We start from the raw sequence: 16948 nt of genomic DNA, 5'->3' as shown, positions 1-16948 counted from the left end.
GTCCGGCAGGTTTCCCTCCACCGCCTCGTCCGCCCCCGCCGCAGCACCGCACGCCCCCGCCGCCGCGTCCCGTGACCGCTCGTCCCCCGTCATCCAGCCTCCTGTAGCCATCCGCATATCCCTTCGACCGCCGACGAGCACCCACCGCAGCCCGTCCCGGCGCGGGTCCGCTGCGCCAGGGCATCGTTGTCGCGTGCCCCGTCGGCCCAGGCCGCGACCAGGTCTCCCTTGCTCACACCGTTGCAGCGGCAGACCACCGCCGCGGCCGGCATGGTCGACGGTGTCTGTGCGGCCACCGCCTCGGCCCGTCCCAGCACCACCGACACGACGCCGTCCGGCACGGGAAGAGCGTTCTCGAACAGCTGCGTGAGCATCCCGACCGGCTCCGGGTGTCCGATCAGCGCGGCTCCCACCACGCGGCCCCCCGCCACGTCGACGCGCGCATACCGGCCGCGGGCGGGTTCGCTCAGGGTCGTGACCTCGATGGACGCACCGGTGTCGGGGCACCGCGATCCGTAGACGTCGGTCGCGAGCGAGCCCAGGGCGACCACGTCGAGCCCGTGGGCCTTGAGCCTGGTCACCTCCGCGCCCCCGAGGTATCTCGCCTGCGGGTCCGCGCCGCTGAGCCGGGCGGCCAGCGCCACGGCCTGGTCCCAGGCGGGTGCGACCAGTCCGCTGACGACGCCCCGGTGCTGCGCGCAGTCGCCGATCGCGGAGATGGCGGGATCGCTGGTGGCCAGCTCGTCGTCGACGACCACGCCGTGGCCCACCTCCAGCCCGGCGTCGCGTGCGAGGTCTGTCCGCGGCGCGGACCCGGCGGTGAGTACGACGGTCCGGCAGCGCACCTCGCCGTCGTCGAGCGTCAGGGTGGCCCCGTCCCACCGCGTGGCGCGCACGCCGGTGAGCACCCGCACCCCGAGCGCGGCGAGGGCGCGGACCAGTACGGCGCCGGCGCCGGCGTCGAGGCACCCGTTCATGGGCCGGTCGCGGGGGTGGACGACGACGACGTCGTGCCCCGCCCCGGCGAGTGCGCAGGCGATCTCCAGGCCGATGAAGCCCGCACCGACGACCGCGACCGGGCCGGGGTGTGCGGCGAGATGAGCGGTCAGTTCTCGCTGGCCCGCGGCATCCCGGAGGGTGAACGCGCCGGGCGCCAGGCCGCCGCCGGGACCGCGGATGCCGTCGACGGGCGGGATGCGGGGTGCGGCGCCCGTGGCCAGGACCAGGTGGTCGTAGCCGATGCGTTCGCCATCGGCGAGTTCCACCTCGCGGCAGGCGCGGTCGATCGCCGCGACAGGTGTAGAAGTCCGGACCGTGATGTGGTGACGCTCCCACCACCCGACGGGTTTGAGTCGGGAAACCGGCGCGGGCGCGACGGCGGCGGGGGCCGCGGGGGCCACTGCCGGCGCGTCGGGGGCGGCGGGGGCGGCGACCGGCCGGGCCGCGACGGCGTGGGACAGCATGATCCGGTTGTAGGGTTCCTCCGGTTCCGCGCCCAGCACGGTCACCGACAACCGCTCCGGGTCCGGCTCGCCGACGCGCAGTTCCTCCGCGAGTCGGGCTGCGGCCATCCCGGCGCCCACCACGACGACGCGGCGCGCGCTCATGCCGCCTCCAGCCGGACCGCGCACACCTTGAACTCGGGCATCCGGCTGTGCGGGTCGAGCTCCGGCAGGGTGAGCAGATTGGCCCGGCCGTCGCCCGGGAAGTGGAACGGCAGGAAGACGGTGTCGGTGCGCATGTCCTCGTCGCAGCGGATCACGGCCTCGACCGCGCCCCGCCGCGACACGATGCGCGCCGCTTCGCCGTCGACCAGGCCGGCCGCGCGTGCCACGACGGGGTGGACCTGCACCCACATGTCCGGTTCGGCGTCGGCGAGCTCGGCGACCCGCCGGGTCTGGGCGCCCGACTGGTAGTGCGCGAGCAGGCGGCCGGTGGTACCGAGTAGCGGGAACTGCGAGTCGGGTGGTTCGGCGGGTGCGCGCGGTTCGTCCACGACGAACCGGGCGCGGCCGTCGGGCGTGGCGAAGCGGTCGAGGAACAGGCGGGGCGTGCCGTCCGGCGAATCGGCGCCGCACGGCCAGTGCAGGGCCTCGCCGGCGTCGAGTCGGTCCCAGTCGATCGCCGAGTAGTCGGCCTTGCCGCCGGCGGAGGTGCGCGCGAGCTCGCCGAACACCGCGCGGGCGTCGGTCGGGAACCGCTCGGGTCCGCGGTCCAGGCGGCGGGCGAGCTCGTGCCAGATCCACAGTTCGTCGCGCACACCGGCGGGCGGGGTGACGGACCGGCGTCGCCGCAGCACCCGGCCCTCGAGACTGGTGAGCGTGCCCTCCTCCTCCGCCCACTGGGGCACGGGCAGGACGACGTCGGCCAGCGCGGCGGTCTCCGAGAGGACGAAGTCGGCCACGACCAGCGTGTCCAGCGCGCGTAGCCGGTCGGCCACCCGGTCGGCGTCGGGCGCGGAGACGACCGGGTTGGAGGCGTGGAGCAGCATCGCGGTGGGCCCGCCCGGCCCGCCGAGGGAGTCGAGCAGTTCGAACGCCGACAGGCCCGGCCCGGGGATCTGCTCCGGGTCCACTCCCCACACCCCGGCGACGTGCGCGCGGGCGGCGGGGTCGGTGATCATCCGGTACCCGGGCAGCTGGTCGGCCTTCTGCCCGTGCTCGCGGCCGCCCTGCCCGTTGCCCTGCCCGGTGAGGGTGCCGTAGCCGCTCCCCGGACGTCCCGGCAGTCCCAGCGCCAGGGCGAGCGCGATGGCGGCGCCCACCACGGCGGTGCCGTCGGCGTGCTGCTCGGCACCCCGGGCGGTGAGGATGTACGACCCCGCCCCGGCGTCACGCGCGCGGGCGAGCAGGGCGACCGCCCGCTCGAGCTGTGCGACAGACACACCGGTGACGCGCTCGGTGCGGTCGGGAAGCCAGGCGGCGGCGTGCGCCCACGCGTCGGAGAACCCGCTGGTGCGCTCGGCGATGTACCGCGTGTCGACCGCGCCGGTGACGACGACGAGGTGCAGCAGTCCCAGCGCGAGTGCCGCGTCCGTGCCGGGGCGCAGTCGCAGGTGCACACCGCCCCCGTCGAGGGCGCGCCGCGCGGTCGCGGTGAGCCGGGGGTCGGCCACCACGAGCCCGCCGGCGCGTGCTGCCGTGTCGAGGTGCTGGAGGAACGGAGGCATGGTGTCGGCGGGGTTGGCACCGATGAGCATCACGGCCCGGGCGTCGGCGAGGTCGGTGACGGGGAACGGCAGTCCGCGGTCGAGGCCGAAGCTGCGGTTCGCGGCCGCCGCGGCGCTGGACATGCACCAGCGGCCGTTGTAGTCGATGAGCCGGCTGCCCAGCGCGAGCCGGGTGAACTTGCCCAGCTGGTAGGCCTTCTCGTTGGTCAGGCCGCCCCCGCCGAACACGGCCACACCGTCGGGCCCGCCCGCGGCCTGCGCCCGGCGGATCCCCTCGGCCACGCGGTCCAGGGCGGTGTCCCAGTCGCACGGTTCCAGGCGCCCGTCGCGCCGGATGAGCGGGGTGGTGAGCCGGCCCGGGTGATCGAGCAGCTCTCCCGACGTCCACCCCTTACGGCACAGCCCGCCACGGTTGGTGGGGAACCACGCGGGCGCCACCTCGACCGCCTCGGCCGGGTCCGCCGCCGGCGTCACCGTCATCGCGCACTGCAGGGCGCAGTACGGGCAATGCGTGTGGGTGGGCCGGTCCCCGCCGGGGCCCGCCTCAACGGGCTCGGGCACCGTCGTCAGGTTCGGCACCTCCGGGCTGCTGCGAACGGTCGTCATGATGCTCTCCTCGTCGCCGTCGTCCCCTCGTTCCTTTCCGGTCAGCGCGCGGCCGGCACCGGACGTGCGGCCCGGCCCTGTTCCGACGCGGTGCGGGATGCCGCGGCCCCGGCCCCCGTCGGCGCGGCGCTCGGACGCCGGAGGTACACCGCCCGCGTGACGAGCGCCGCCACCACGTAGAAGACCGTGAACGCCACGAACGCCCAGGTCGCGGACCCCGATGACTGGTAGGAGCTGCGCAGGGTCATGTTGATGAGGAACCCGCCGAACGCGCCGACCGCGCCGGCGACCCCGATGAGCGCGCCCGAATGCGCACGCGACCACGCCGCCCGGGCGGCTTCCGGCAGGTCCAGGCCGCGGCTACGGGCTTCGTAGACGGTGGGGATCATCTTGTAGACCGAGGCGTTGCCCATCCCGGTGAGCGCGAACAGGGTGAGGAACGCCGCGAAGAACAACACCAGCGCGCCGCCGGACAGTCGGCCGCCGTCGGCCGCCTGCATGCTCGAGGTGACGATCAGCGCCACCGTCGTCGCGGCCATGCCGAGGAAGGTCACCAGGGTGACCCGGGCACCGCCGAAGCGGTCGGACAGGCGGCCGCCCAGCATGCGGGTCAACGAGCCCAGCAGCGGGCCGAGGAACGTGATCTGCGCGGCGTGGAGAGCGGCGTCGGCCGGGGACTGCCCGTTACCGGTGAAGGTCATGGTGAGCATCTGCCCGAAGGCGAAGCTGAACCCGATGAACGAGCCGAAGGTACCGATGTAGAGCAGGGACAGCACCCAGCCGTCGCGGTCGCCTGCCACGTCGCGCATGCTCGCGACGTCCACGGTGTGGTGTTCGAGGTTGTCCATCTTGCATGCCGCGCCGATCCCCGCGACCACCAGCAGGACCAGGTACACCGCGATCACCCAGTGCGGCGAGCGGTTTCCGGCCGCGGCGATCACCACGAGCCCCACCACCTGGATGGTCGCCACACCCAGGTTGCCGCCGCCCGCGTTGAGGCCCAGCGCCCAGCCCTTCATGCGCTGCGGGAAGAAGGCGTTGATGTTGGTCATGGACGAGGCGAAGTTGGCGCCGCCCAGGCCCGCGAGGGCGCCCACCACCAGGTACAGCCACAGCGGCTGCCCGGGATTGGCCATGATCCACAGCATCGCCCCCGCCGGGATGAGCAGCACGAACGCGGAGAACATCGTCCAGTTGCGGCCACCGAAGGTCGCGGTGGCCAGCGTGTAGGGGATGCGCAGGAACGCGCCGGTGAGGGTCACCACCGCGGAGACGAGGAACTTGTCCGGCGCGTCCAGGCCGTAGACGTCCGCAGGCATGAACAGCACCATCACGGCGAACAGGGTCCACACCGAGAACCCCACGTGCTCGGCGAACACCGACCAGTACAGATTGCGCATCGCGGTGCGCCGGCCTCCGGACTCCCACTGGGCCGTGTCCTCCGGATCCCAGTCCTCGATCACGTGCGAGCGCGTCATCGCTTCACCTCTCCCCGGTAGCGGGCGCCCCGCCGGCGCCCTGTGCCACGCCACCGTAGGAATCCGCTGTTTCCCCTGCGCTACCCGTCGTGACGGTCCCGTCACGGTGTACTCACGTCTGGCGGTTCGGCCTGTGAGGGTGCCGCTCGCGTGGTCGACTGGGTCCATGTCACGCACCGTCACACAACTCCGCCGCGTCGCTCTCGCCGCGGTCCTCCTGGCCACGCCGCTGCTCGGCCCCCTCGCGACCGCGCCCGCCGCCCTCGCCCAGTCACTCGACGATCCCGCCTGGCCCGCCGACCGCCCGTTCCCACCCGCCACCGACGGCCCGTTCGGATGGGCCGAGCTCTCGTACTGGCCCTACGCCGTCGCGCCGTCGGATCCGCAGTTCTGGGCCCCGAACGGAGCACCCATGCGCGTGCTCTCCCCGTTCGGCACGGACACGGAGATCTGGTGCTCGAACTACGTGTCCCAGGGATCGGACTGTTGGCAACGTGACCCCTCGGGGACGCCGCACCGGCTCCACCGCATCACGGTGCTCTCGGACGTGATCACCGGATCGACGGGGTCCGCGGCCGACGGGAGCGTCCGGGGCGCCTACGACCTGGCCTACGAGCGGGAATGGCCCACCACGTCGGGCGGTATCGGAATCCCCGCCGGCACCGTCCCCGGCTCGACTACCACCACGTGGGTCTCGCTGATGCCGCTCTCCCCGTTCGGCGCCGACTCCCGGGACTTCGACGTGTGGGTGCACCCGGGGTTCGTGCCCGGCAGCTGAGTAACCTGGGACGGTCGAACCCGCTGCGAAAGGATCCACCGCCGTGCCGTTCCCCCTGGATGTCCCCGAGTCCGAGCTGCGTAGACGGCGGAGCCAGAAGTGGGTGGCCTACCCCGAGGACGTCCTGCCGCTGTTCGTGGCCGAGACCGACGTCCTGCTCGCCCCGGCGATCCGGGAGCGCCTCGCCGCCGCGGTGGCGGACGGCGACACCGGCTACTTCGCCGAGATCGAGCGACTCGCCGGTGTGTGCGCGCGGTACTACTCGCGCTTCGGGTACGACGTGCCGGAGGACGCGGTGGTGCCGGTCAACGACGTCGGCGTGGGCGTGCGGGAGACCCTCGCCCGGACCATCCCGGCCGGGAGCGGCGTGGTGTACACGCCGCCGGTGTACATGCCGTTCGGACCGTGGATCCGGCGCGTGGGGATGACGCCGGTCGCGGTGCCCCTGGTCGACCACGACGGCGAGGACCCGCGACTGGACCTGGCGGGCATCGAGCAGGCGTTAGCCGACGGGGCCCGGGCCGTGCTGCTCAGTCACCCGCACAACCCCACGGGCGTTCTTCACGGCCAGGCAGAGTTGGCCGAGCTCGCCGACCTGGCCGCGCGGCACGACGCCGTGGTGGTCTCCGACGAGATCTGGGCGCCCCTGGCCATGCCGGAAGTCGAGTTCACCTCGTTCCTGGCCGCCTCCGACACCGCGCGCGAGGTGGGGCTGGCCATCTCGTCGGCGTCCAAGGCGTTCAACCTCGCCGGACTCAAGTGCGCGTTCGTGATCAACGGCAACCCGGAGCGGTTCCACGTCCGGCGCTCGGCGCTGTCGGGCGCCGTGGGGCACTTCGGGGCGTTGGCCGCGGAGGCCGCGTTGACCGGGTCCCTGGACTGGCTCGATGAGCTGCGTTCCGCGCTCGCGTCGAACCTCGATCTGATGGGGCGGCTGCTGGCCGAGCACCTTCCCCGCGCGCGGTGGCGTCGGCCCGACGCCGGGTTCGTGGCATGGATCGACCTGCGCGGCTACCCGGGCCTGGGCGACGACCCGGCCGCGGCGTTCCTCGACGAGGGGCGGGTGGCGCTCAGCCCCGGGCCGGCGTTCGGCACGGAGGGCGAGGGCTTCGCCCGGGTGAACTTCGCCTGCTCCGCCGAGCTGCTCACCGAGGCGTTCGTGCGGATGGGCCGGGTCGCCGCAGAGCGCGGCTGACGCCGGATTCCACGCGCTCGCGCAGATCGGGTTCGGGTCCGGCCCCGCCGTCACCCGCCGGCGGCGCCACCGTGGCCGCGGCGCCACCCGCCGGCGGCGCCACCGTGGCCGCGGCGCCACAGGAACACCGTCATCGTGGCGGTGAGGACGGTCCGTGCGTCCTGATCGTGCATCTCGATGTCCATCCCCACGCGGCCCCTCGTCTCGTCGAGGCTCACCTCGGTCACGGTGACCGAGCCCCTCAGCGTGTCGCCCGGACGCACCGGTGCGGTGAAGCGCAGGCGGTCGAATCCGCGCCCGGCGATCACGGCCGCCCGTGAGTAGAACGCCTCCACGCTGAGTTTCTGGAGGACCGCCAGGGTGTGGATACCGCTGGCGATCACGCCTCCGTGGTGCCCGGTCGCCGCCGCCGCCGGATCGGTGTGGAACCACTGGGGATCCCACGCGGACGCGAAGTCGACGATCTCGTCCTCCGAGAGGGTCATCTCCCCGAGTCGGATCAGATATCCGCTATGCAGATCGTCGGCTGCGATAAGCCCAGACATCTCGCGTTCCCTTTCTGCGAATCGGCCATGGGGACAACGGCCCCGAACGCCCTCCCGCGCGAGGTGGTGCACACGTTCCGTGACACCGAGAGGCGTTCGCACGCGCCGGGATGCTCGTACGGCGGCCGCCCCGGTATCCCCGGGACGACCGCCGTACGGGCCGTGTGGGAGGAGGTCAGCCCTGCTCGGCTGCCAGCTTCTTCAGCGACTCGGTGGGCGCGAAGCGCTCGCCGTACTTAGCGGCCAGCTCCTCGGCGCGGGCGACGAAGCCCTTGTACCCGGTGGCGACCTTGGCCCCCGGCTCGGAGTAGTTCTTCGCGTACTGGCGGGTGCCGCCGGTCCACGCCGGGAACCCGATGCCGATGATGGAGCCGATGTTGGCGTCCGCGTCGTCGACGATCACGCCCTCGTCGACGCACTTCTGCGTCTCGAGGACCTCGGCGAAGATCATGCGATCGACGAGATCCTGCAGCGGGGGTGCGTTGTCCGGGGAGGTGCTGAACGCCTCGCGCAGGCCCGACCACAGTCCGGCGCGCTTGCCGTCGGCGTAGTCGTAGAACCCGGCGCCAGCGGCGCGACCGGAGCGCTTGATCTCCTCGACCATCTTGAGGATCACCTGGTCGACGGCGTCGGGGACGAACTCCTCACCAGCGGCCTCTGCGGCGTCGCGGGTCGCCTGCCGGATCTTGACCATGAGGTTGAGATTCAGCTCGTCGGACAGCTGCAGCGGGGCCGCCGGGTAGCCGGCGATGCGGCCGGCCTGCTCGATGGTGGCGGGCTCGATGCCCTCGGCCAGCATCCCGATCGCCTCGTTGACGAACGTGCCGATGACCCGTGAGGTGTAGAAGCCACGCGAGTCGTTGACCACGATCGGAATCTTGCGGATGGCCAGCGTGAGATCGATCGCCTTGGCCAGCGTCTCCGGGGTGGTCTTGTCCCCCTTGATGATCTCGACCAGCTGCATCTTGTCGACGGGCGAGAAGAAGTGCAGGCCGATGAAGTCCTCGGGCCGCTTGACGCCCGTGGCGAGATCGGTGATCGGCAGGGTCGAGGTGTTGGAGCCGAGCAGCGCGTCGGGGGCGACGATGTCCTCGATCTCCTGGAACACCTTCTTCTTCAGCTCGGGCGACTCGAAGACGGCCTCGATCACGAGGTCGCACCCCGCCAGGGCCTGCGGGTCTGTCGTGGGGGTGATGCGGGCGAGCAGGGCGTCGGACTTCTCCTGCGTGGTGCGACCGCGCTCGAGGGCCTTGGCCTCGATGCTCTCCGAGTACGCCTTGCCCTTGTCGGCGGAGGCCTGCTCGACGTCCTTGAGCACGACCTCGATGCCGGCCTTCGCGCACACGTACGCGATGCCGGCGCCCATCATGCCGGCGCCGAGGACACCGACCTTCGTGAACTGGGTGCGCGGGATCTCCGAGCCGTCGGCGGCCTTGGGCCGGGCCCCGCCCGAGGAGCAGTGCTGCATGTCGAAGAAGAACGCCTGGATCATGTTCTTCGCGATGGGGCCGGTGACGAGGGACACGAAGTAGCGTGCTTCGATCTTCTCGGCGGTGGCGAAGTCGACCTGCGAGCCCTCTACGGCGGCGGCCATGATGGCGCGCGGTGCCGGGGAGGGTGCGCCCTTGGTCTGCTTGCGCATGTTCGCCGGGAACGACGGCAGGACGCCGGCCAGCGCCGGGTCACTGATGGTGCCGCCGGGCAGGGTCCAGCCCTTGCGGTCCCACGGCTGGCTCGCCTCGGGGTCGGTCTTGATCCAGGCCTTGGCTGCGTCGAGGAGCTTCTCGGGCTCGACGACCTCGTCGACCAGGCCGGCCTTGAGAGCCTTGTCCGGGGCGAAGGACCGGCCGGACATGAGAATGTTGGGCACGGCCTGCGCGAGGCCGAACATGCGGACGGTGCGGACGATGCCGCCGCCGCCCGGCAGCAGCCCGAGGGTGACCTCGGGCAGGCCGACCTTGGCGCCGCGGGCGTCGGCTATGACGCGGTGGTGGCAGGCGAGCGCGAGCTCGAGGCCACCGCCCAGGGCCGCGCCGTTGAGGGCGGCCACGACCGGAACGCCGCAGGTTTCAAGAGCGCGCATGCGGCCCTTGATGCTCATGGACCGCTCGAAGAGCTCGTCGGCCTGGTCGGGACCGGCCTTGATCATGGACTTGAGGTCGCCGCCGCCGAAGAAGCTCTTCTTGGCGGACGTCAGCACGACGCCCTTGATGGACTCCTTCTCGGCCTCAATGCGGTCGACGGTGGCGGAGAAGTCGTCGATGAACCGGGCGTTCATCGTGTTGGCGCCGTGGTCGGGGTCGTCCATGGTGAGGGTGACGATGCCGTCGCCGTCCTGCTCCCACCGGAACATGTTTTCGCTCACTGGTTTTCTACTCCTATGCCTGTGGTGTCGGTGCGGGTCAGACGCGTTCGATGATGGTGGCCACGCCCATGCCGCCACCCACGCAGAGGGTGATGAGGGCGCGCTTGCCGCCGGTGCGCTCGAGCTCGTCGAGCACCGTGCCGGTGATCATCGCGCCGGTCGCGCCGAGGGGGTGCCCCATGGCGATGGCGCCGCCGTTGACGTTGAGCTTCTCGTCGGGGATGTTCATGTCCTTCTGGAAGCGCAGCACGACGGAGGCGAAGGCCTCGTTGAGCTCCCACAGGTCGATGTCGTCGGGGGTCAGGCCGGCGGTGGCGAGCGCCTTCTTGGCCGCCGGGGTGGGCCCGGTCAGCATGATGGTGGTGTCGGCACCGGAGGTGGCCGCGGCGACGACGCGGGCGCGCGGGGTCATGCCCATCTCCTGCCCGGCCTTCTCCGATCCGACGACCACGAGTGCGGCGCCGTCGACGATGCCGGACGAGTTGCCACCGTGGTGGACGTGGTTGATCTCCTCGACCCAGTGGTACTTCTGCAGCGCCACCGCGTCGAATCCGCCCATGTCGCCGACCATGGCGAAGGACGGCTTGAGCTTGGCCAGGGCGTCGACGGTGGTGCCCGGGCGCATGTGCTCATCATGGTCGAGGATGGTGACGCCGTTGATGTCCTTGACGGGCACGACGGACTTGGCGAAGCGCCCCTCTTCCCATGCGCGGGCGGCCAGGCGCTGCGAGCGCTCGGCGTAGCGGTCCACGTCCTCGCGGGTGAACCCCTCGAGGGTGGCGATGAGGTCGGCGCCGATCCCCTGCGGGGAGAAGTAGGTGTCGTAGTTGGTGGCCGGGTCCAGAGCCCAGGCGCCGCCGTCAGAGCCCATCGGCGCCCGGGACATCGACTCGACACCACCGGCGAGGACGACCTCGTCCCACCCGGAGCGGATCTTCTGCGCTGCCATGTTGATCGTGGTCAGACCGGAGGCACAGAAACGGTTGATCTGCACACCCGCGACGGTGTCGGGCATCTTGGCGGCCAGCGCGGCGATCCGCGGCAGGTCCATGCCCTGATCCCCCGTCGGGGTGACGATCCCGTAGATGATGTCGGAGATCCGGTTCTCGTCGAGATCGGGGAAGCGCCGCCGCATCTCCTCGATGAGGCCGACGACCAGGTCGATCGGCTTGACCCCGTGCAGAGCGCCGCCAGGCTTGCCCTTGCCTCGCGGAGTCCGGATGGCGTCGTAGATGAATGCCTCGGTCATGGGTGGTCCACGGCCTTTCTCTGGGCGAGCTGATACGTGTTCCGCTTCACACTACGTTGTGCCCACCGGACGGTTCGGACTGCGGTCCGTTTCTGCACGAGACTCACCGGGCTCGCTCCGGTGGCACAGTGGGTCCCGTGACCGAGAACCACGCCGTATCCCCTGCCCTGGCCGAGCTCGCCGACGTCTGCGGCGTCGCATCGAGTTACGAGGACGCCGACGGCGTCCGTCGCGAGGTCCCGGCCTCGACCCTGCGCGCGGTGCTCGCCGCGATGGGCGTCGAGGTCGGCGACGACGACGAGGGCGGCGTCTCCGAACGTGAGGCACTCGGCGCTGTTCGTCTGCGCCCCTGGCGACGTGTGCTGCCACCGACGCTGGTGGCGCGTGAGGGCACCGCCATCGGGTGCCCGGTCCACGTCCCGCGCGGCGCGATCGTGAATGTCGAGGTCCTTCTCGAGGACGCCGACGTGCCGTCGACGTTGCTCCCCCTTGACGAACCCCGGATCGCCCGGGATGTCGACGGGGTGGCGATGGAGCGGGTCACTCTGGCGGTCCCCGATGATCTGCCCGTCGGATGGCATCGCGTCACCGCAGTGGTCCGAGCCCCGGACGGCACCCGCCACTCCAGTGAGTGCACCCTGCTGGTCCATCCCCGCGCAATCCCCGTGCCCGCCGGACTCGAGGAGCACCGTGCAGTCGGGTTGGCGGCACAGATCTATCAGGTCCGGTCGGAACAGTCCTGGGGCGTCGGCGATCTGGCCGACCTCGGGGACCTCGCCGAGTGGGCGAGCCGCGACTTCGGCGCGGACTTCGTCCTGGTCAACCCCATGCATGCGGGTGAGCCGTTCGTGCCGGTCGGTCCGTCGCCCTATCTCCCGACGACCCGCCGGTTCGCCTCCCCCCTGTACCTGCGCCCCGAGCTCGTGCCGGAGTACTCCGCCCTGTCAGCCGCCGACCGCCGTCGCGTGGATGACCTGGCCCGCACCGCGGCTGCGACCAACACTGTGGACACGATCGATCGCGACAGTTCGTGGACCGCGAAGCTCGAGGCGTTGCGGATCCTGTTCATGGTCCCGCTGGCCCGCGCCCGGGCCGACTCGTTCGACCGGTTCGTCGATGAGCATCCCGGGATTCTGGGCTTCGCCACGTGGTCCGCGCTGGCCGGTGACCACGGCCCCGACTGGTCCACCTGGCCGGAGGAACTCCGGGATCCGGGCTCGGAGGCCGTCGCGGGTTACGCCGACGAGAATCCGGAAGAGATCCGTTTCCACCTGTGGTTGCAGTGGTTGGTCGCGGAGCAGCGGGCGCACGCCCAGCGCGAGGCCCTTGCCGCGGGGATGCGTCTCGGGGTCCTGCACGATCTGGCGGTGGGGGTCCATTCCACGGGCGCCGATGCGTGGTCGCTCCACCATTCACTGGCCCGTGGGGTCTCGGTGGGTGCTCCCCCGGACGCCTATAACCAACGCGGTCAGGACTGGTCGCAGCCGCCGCTCCGTCCGGACGCCCTCGCCGAGGAGGGCTACCGTCCCTTCCGCGACATCGTCCGCGCGGCATTGCGGGATTCAGGCGGCGTCCGGATCGATCACATCCTCGGCCTGTTCCGGCTGTGGTGGATTCCCCGGGGCGCGGCTCCGACCGAGGGCACATATGTCCACTATGACCACGAGGCGATGCTCGGAGTTCTCGCACTCGAGGCGTCACGGGCCGGCGCGGTCGTGGTGGGCGAGGACCTGGGAACGGTGGCTCCGGGGGTCCGCGAGACGCTGTCCGAGCTCGGGATCCTGGGCACGTCCGTGATGTGGTTCGAGCAGGACGAGGACGCCCCGATCCCGCCTGAGGACTATCGACGGCTGTGTATGGCGTCGGTGACGACCCATGATCTCCCGCCGACCGCCGGCTACGCCGACCTCGTCCATGTGGATATCCGCGAGGAGTTGGGACAGTTGACGGGCGACAGCGCCGAGGAACGTCGTGGTGCCGAGGCCGAGATCGCGGACATCACTGCTGTCGTGCGGGAGCGTGGCCTGCTCGACGGGGACTCCCCCGAGGATCTAGTCGTGGCACTGCATCGATTCGTGGCCGAGTCGCCGTCGCTGTTGTTCGCCGTGTCGGTGGCGGATCTCGTGGGTGATCGCCGTGCGGTGAATGTTCCGGGGACGTCGGATGAGTATCCGAATTGGCGGGTGCCGTTGTCGGGTCCCGGTGGTGAGGTGGTGGGTGTGGAGCAGTTGCGGGGTTCGGCGTTGGCGCGTCGGGTGATGGGTGCCGCCGGCGGTCGGGTGGGGTGAGGGCCGGGCTGGTGGTCGGGGTGTTGTGGGTGGAATGACGAGAGCCCCGAGTCACCTGTGTGGGTGATTCGGGGCTCTCGTGTGAAGTTGTGTTCGGCGGTGACCTACTCTCCCACACCCTCACGAGTGCAGTACCATCGGCGCTGGCAGGCTTAGCTTCCGGGTTCGGAATGGGACCGGGCGTTTCCCTGCCGCTATGGCCGCCGTAACTCTGTGAAACAAGGCCCACGTGTTTTTGCGTGGGTGTGTTGTTTCAGATACTGCACAGTGGACGCGTTGCGATTCTTTAGGGGCTGTTTGTGTGTAAGCCCTCGGCCGATTAGTACCGGTCACCTGCACGCATTGCTGCGCTTCCAGTTCCGGCCTATCAACCCCATGGTCTGTGGGGGGCCTTAACCACGCGAAGGTGGTGAGAAACCTCATCTTGGAACAGGCTTCCCGCTTAGATGCTTTCAGCGGTTATCCCTTCCGAACGTAGCTAACCAGCGATGCTCCTGGTGGAACAACTGGCACACCAGAGGTTCGTCCGTCCCGGTCCTCTCGTACTAGGGACAGCCTTCCTCAAGTTTCTTACGCGCGCGGCGGATAGAGACCGAACTGTCTCACGACGTTCTAAACCCAGCTCGCGTGCCGCTTTAATGGGCGAACAGCCCAACCCTTGGGACCTACTCCAGCCCCAGGATGCGACGAGCCGACATCGAGGTGCCAAACCATCCCGTCGATATGGACTCTTGGGGAAGATCAGCCTGTTATCCCCGGGGTACCTTTTATCCGTTGAGCGACACCGCTTCCACTTGCCGGTGCCGGATCACTAGTCCCGACTTTCGTCCCTGCTCGACGTGTCAGTCTCACAGTCAAGCTCCCTTGTGCACTTGCACTCAACACCTGATTGCCATCCAGGCTGAGGGAACCTTTGGGCGCCTCCGTTACTCTTTAGGAGGCAACCGCCCCAGTTAAACTACCCACCAGGCACTGTCCCTAACCCAGATCATGGGCCGAGGTTAGACGTCCAATACGATCAGAGTGGTATTTCAACAACGACTCCACACACACTGGCGTGCATGCTTCACAGTCTCCCACCTATCCTACACAAACCGAATCGAACGCCAATACCAAGCTATAGTAAAGGTCCCGGGGTCTTTTCGTCCTGCCGCGCGTAACGAGCATCTTTACTCGTAGTGCAATTTCGCCGAGTCTGTGGTCGAGACAGCAGAGAAGTCGTTACGCCATTCGTGCAGGTCGGAACTTACCCGACAAGGAATTTCGCTACCTTAGGATGGTTATAGTTACCACCGCCGTTTACTGGGGCTTAAATTCTCAGCTTCGCCTTGCGGCTAACCGGTCCTCTTAACCTTCCAGCACCGGGCAGGCGTCAGTCCGTATACATCGACTTACGTCTTCGCACGGACCTGTGTTTTTAGTAAACAGTCGCTTCTCTCTGGTCTCTGCGACCACCCCCAGCTCAGATCGCAAGGATCGTCACCGGGCGTGGTCCCCCTTCTCCCGAAGTTACGGGGGCATTTTGCCGAGTTCCTTAACCACAGTTCTCTCGATCGCCTTGGTATTCTCTACCTGATCACCTGTGTCGGTTTGGGGTACGGGCCGTGTATGAACTCACTAGAGGCTTTTCTCGGCAGCATAGGATCACTGAATTCCCCACAACGGGTATGCATCAAGTCTCAGCCTTGATGTGACACGGATTTGCCTATGTCACGGCCTACACTCTTACACCAGTACAACCACTGACTGGCCCAGCTACCTTCCTGCGTCACCCCATCGCTTGGCTACTACCAGTTCAGGTCCCGCGCATCCGGTCCACGTCATCCCGAAGGATGCTCTAGGACGTTCAGGGCGGTTAGTATCACTGATTCACCATGGGCGCGCATACACGGGTACGGGAATATCAACCCGTTGTCCATCGACTACGCCTGTCGGCCTCGCCTTAGGTCCCGACTCACCCTGGGCAGATTAGCTTGACCCAGGAACCCTTGATCATTCGGCGGACGAGTTTCTCACTCGTCATTCGCTACTCATGCCTGCATTCTCACTCGTGTGGCCTCCACGCCTGGATCACTCCGGCGCTTCTATGGCCACACGACGCTCCCCTACCCATCCATACACCTGCCCGGAGGAGGTTATTGTATGAATGCCGCGGCTTCGGCGGTGTACTTGAGCCCCGCTAAATTGTCGGCGCAGGACCACTTGACCAGTGAGCTATTACGCACTCTTTCAAGGGTGGCTGCTTCTAAGCCAACCTCCTGGCTGTCTCAGCGATCCCACATCCTTTTCCACTTAGTACACGCTTAGGGGCCTTAGCCGGCGATCTGGGCTGTTTCCCTCTCGACTATGAAGCTTATCCCCCACAGTCTCACTGCCGCACTCTCACACCTCGGCATTCGGAGTTTGGCTGACGTCAGTAACCTTGTAGGGCCCATCGGCCATCCAGTAGCTCTACCTCCGAGGTGAAACATGCGACGCTGCACCTAAATGCATTTCGGGGAGAACCAGCTATCACGGAGTTTGATTGGCCTTTCACCCCTACCCACAACTCATCCCCTCAGTTTTCAACCTAAGTGGGTTCGCGCCTCCACGACGTCTTACCGTCGCTTCACACTGGCCATGGGTAGATCACTCCGCTTCGGGTCTAGAGCATGCCACTCAAACGCCCTATTAGGACTCGCTTTCGCTACGGCTTCCCCACACGGGTTAACCTCGCGACATACCACTAACTCGCAGGCTCATTCTTCAAAAGGCACGCCATCAGCCCTCAAGCCTCTGACGGATTGTAAGCACACGGTTTCAGGTACTATTTCACTCCCCTCCCGGGGTACTTTTCACCATTCCCTCACGGTACTAATCCGCTATCGGTCACCAAGAAGTATTTAGGCTTACCGGGTGGTCCCGGCAGATTCACAGCAGATTTCACGGGCCCGCTGCTACTTGGGAACACAAATCGCCCCGCCGCAAGGTTTTCAGGTACGGGACTCTCACCCTCTCCGGCCGACCCTTCCAAGTCGTTCCCCTAACCCGCGATCAATCAGCGCCCGGTCCGGCAGAACCGGGACATCATGCCCCACAACACCACACACGCAACCCCTGCCGGGTATCACACGCATGCGGTTTAGCCTGATCCGCGTTCGCTCGCCGCTACTGACGGAATCACTATTGTTTTCTCTTCCTGCGGGTACTGAGATGTTTCACTTCCCCGCGTTCCCTCCACACACCCTATGTATTCAGATGCGGGTAACACGCCATCACGCGTGCTGGGTTTCCCC

General features: G+C 68.6%; 9 protein-coding genes and 2 rRNA genes (1 of these 11 only partly in view). 3 read left to right on the top strand and 8 right to left on the bottom strand.

All coding sequences use genetic code 11. The annotated features are described in order from the left end of the window. Window positions 1–89: 89 nt before the first annotated feature. From AB5G72_RS04200 to AB5G72_RS04190, 3 genes are read right to left on the bottom strand one after another with little or no spacing between them, the layout of a single operon-like run. Window positions 90–1607 carry an FAD-dependent oxidoreductase gene (locus tag AB5G72_RS04200; RefSeq protein WP_440221070.1) on the bottom strand — a complete coding sequence of 506 codons (1518 nt, stop codon included), beginning with the start codon at window positions 1605–1607 and terminating at the stop codon, window positions 90–92. After that, window positions 1604–3775 (bottom strand): molybdopterin oxidoreductase family protein, encoded by a 2172-nt coding sequence (locus tag AB5G72_RS04195; RefSeq protein WP_440221069.1) that lies wholly within the window; start codon window positions 3773–3775, stop codon window positions 1604–1606. The genes AB5G72_RS04200 and AB5G72_RS04195 overlap by 4 nt, the downstream gene beginning before the upstream one ends. 41 nt (window positions 3776–3816) lie before the next feature. Further along, window positions 3817–5253, bottom strand: coding sequence for a nitrate/nitrite transporter (locus AB5G72_RS04190; protein WP_440221068.1), 1437 nt, complete (start codon window positions 5251–5253; stop codon window positions 3817–3819). Between the two features lie 166 nt (window positions 5254–5419). On the opposite strand from AB5G72_RS04190, the gene AB5G72_RS04185 reads away from it, so the two are divergent. Then, complete coding sequence (locus AB5G72_RS04185; RefSeq protein WP_154830375.1) at window positions 5420–6031, top strand: hypothetical protein; 612 nt, start codon at window positions 5420–5422, stop codon at window positions 6029–6031. Between the two features lie 43 nt (window positions 6032–6074). Continuing rightward, window positions 6075–7226, top strand: a complete 1152-nt coding sequence (locus tag AB5G72_RS04180; RefSeq protein ID WP_317471227.1) for a MalY/PatB family protein — start codon at window positions 6075–6077, stop codon at window positions 7224–7226. 50 nt (window positions 7227–7276) lie between these two features. Here AB5G72_RS04180 and AB5G72_RS04175 read toward each other — a convergent pair whose 3' ends face one another. The 3 genes from AB5G72_RS04175 to AB5G72_RS04165 form a co-directional block, all read right to left on the bottom strand. Continuing rightward, on the bottom strand, window positions 7277–7711 hold the full coding sequence (locus tag AB5G72_RS04175; protein ID WP_440221067.1) for a MaoC/PaaZ C-terminal domain-containing protein: 435 nt from the start codon (window positions 7709–7711) through the stop codon (window positions 7277–7279). Between the two features lie 235 nt (window positions 7712–7946). Further along, a complete protein-coding gene (locus AB5G72_RS04170) occupies window positions 7947–10136 on the bottom strand; it encodes a 3-hydroxyacyl-CoA dehydrogenase NAD-binding domain-containing protein (protein ID WP_440221066.1) in 2190 nt (729 codons plus the stop codon). 37 nt (window positions 10137–10173) lie between these two features. Next, on the bottom strand, window positions 10174–11385 hold the full coding sequence (locus AB5G72_RS04165; protein ID WP_069389045.1) for an acetyl-CoA C-acetyltransferase: 1212 nt from the start codon (window positions 11383–11385) through the stop codon (window positions 10174–10176). A 137-nt stretch (window positions 11386–11522) separates the two neighbouring features. Here AB5G72_RS04165 and malQ point away from each other — a divergent pair, with 137 nt between their 5' ends. Then, window positions 11523–13673: a 4-alpha-glucanotransferase gene (gene malQ, locus AB5G72_RS04160; protein WP_440221065.1), complete on the top strand. Its 2151-nt coding sequence runs from the start codon at window positions 11523–11525 to the stop codon at window positions 13671–13673. 91 nt (window positions 13674–13764) lie between these two features. Here the strand turns inward: malQ and rrf are convergent. Both rrf and AB5G72_RS04150 read right to left on the bottom strand, forming a co-directional pair. After that, window positions 13765–13881: ribosomal RNA gene (gene rrf / locus AB5G72_RS04155) — 5S ribosomal RNA — on the bottom strand. Window positions 13882–13972: 91 nt separating this feature from the next. Continuing rightward, window positions 13973–16948 (bottom strand): 23S ribosomal RNA (locus tag AB5G72_RS04150) (it continues 120 nt past the right edge of the window).

This window comes from Dietzia sp. MNB45 (assembly GCF_051994785.1).
GTDB lineage: Bacteria > Actinomycetota > Actinomycetes > Mycobacteriales > Mycobacteriaceae > Dietzia > Dietzia kunjamensis.
Note: the sequence above shows the minus strand (reverse complement) of the source record. Positions and strands in the feature narration are given on the sequence as shown.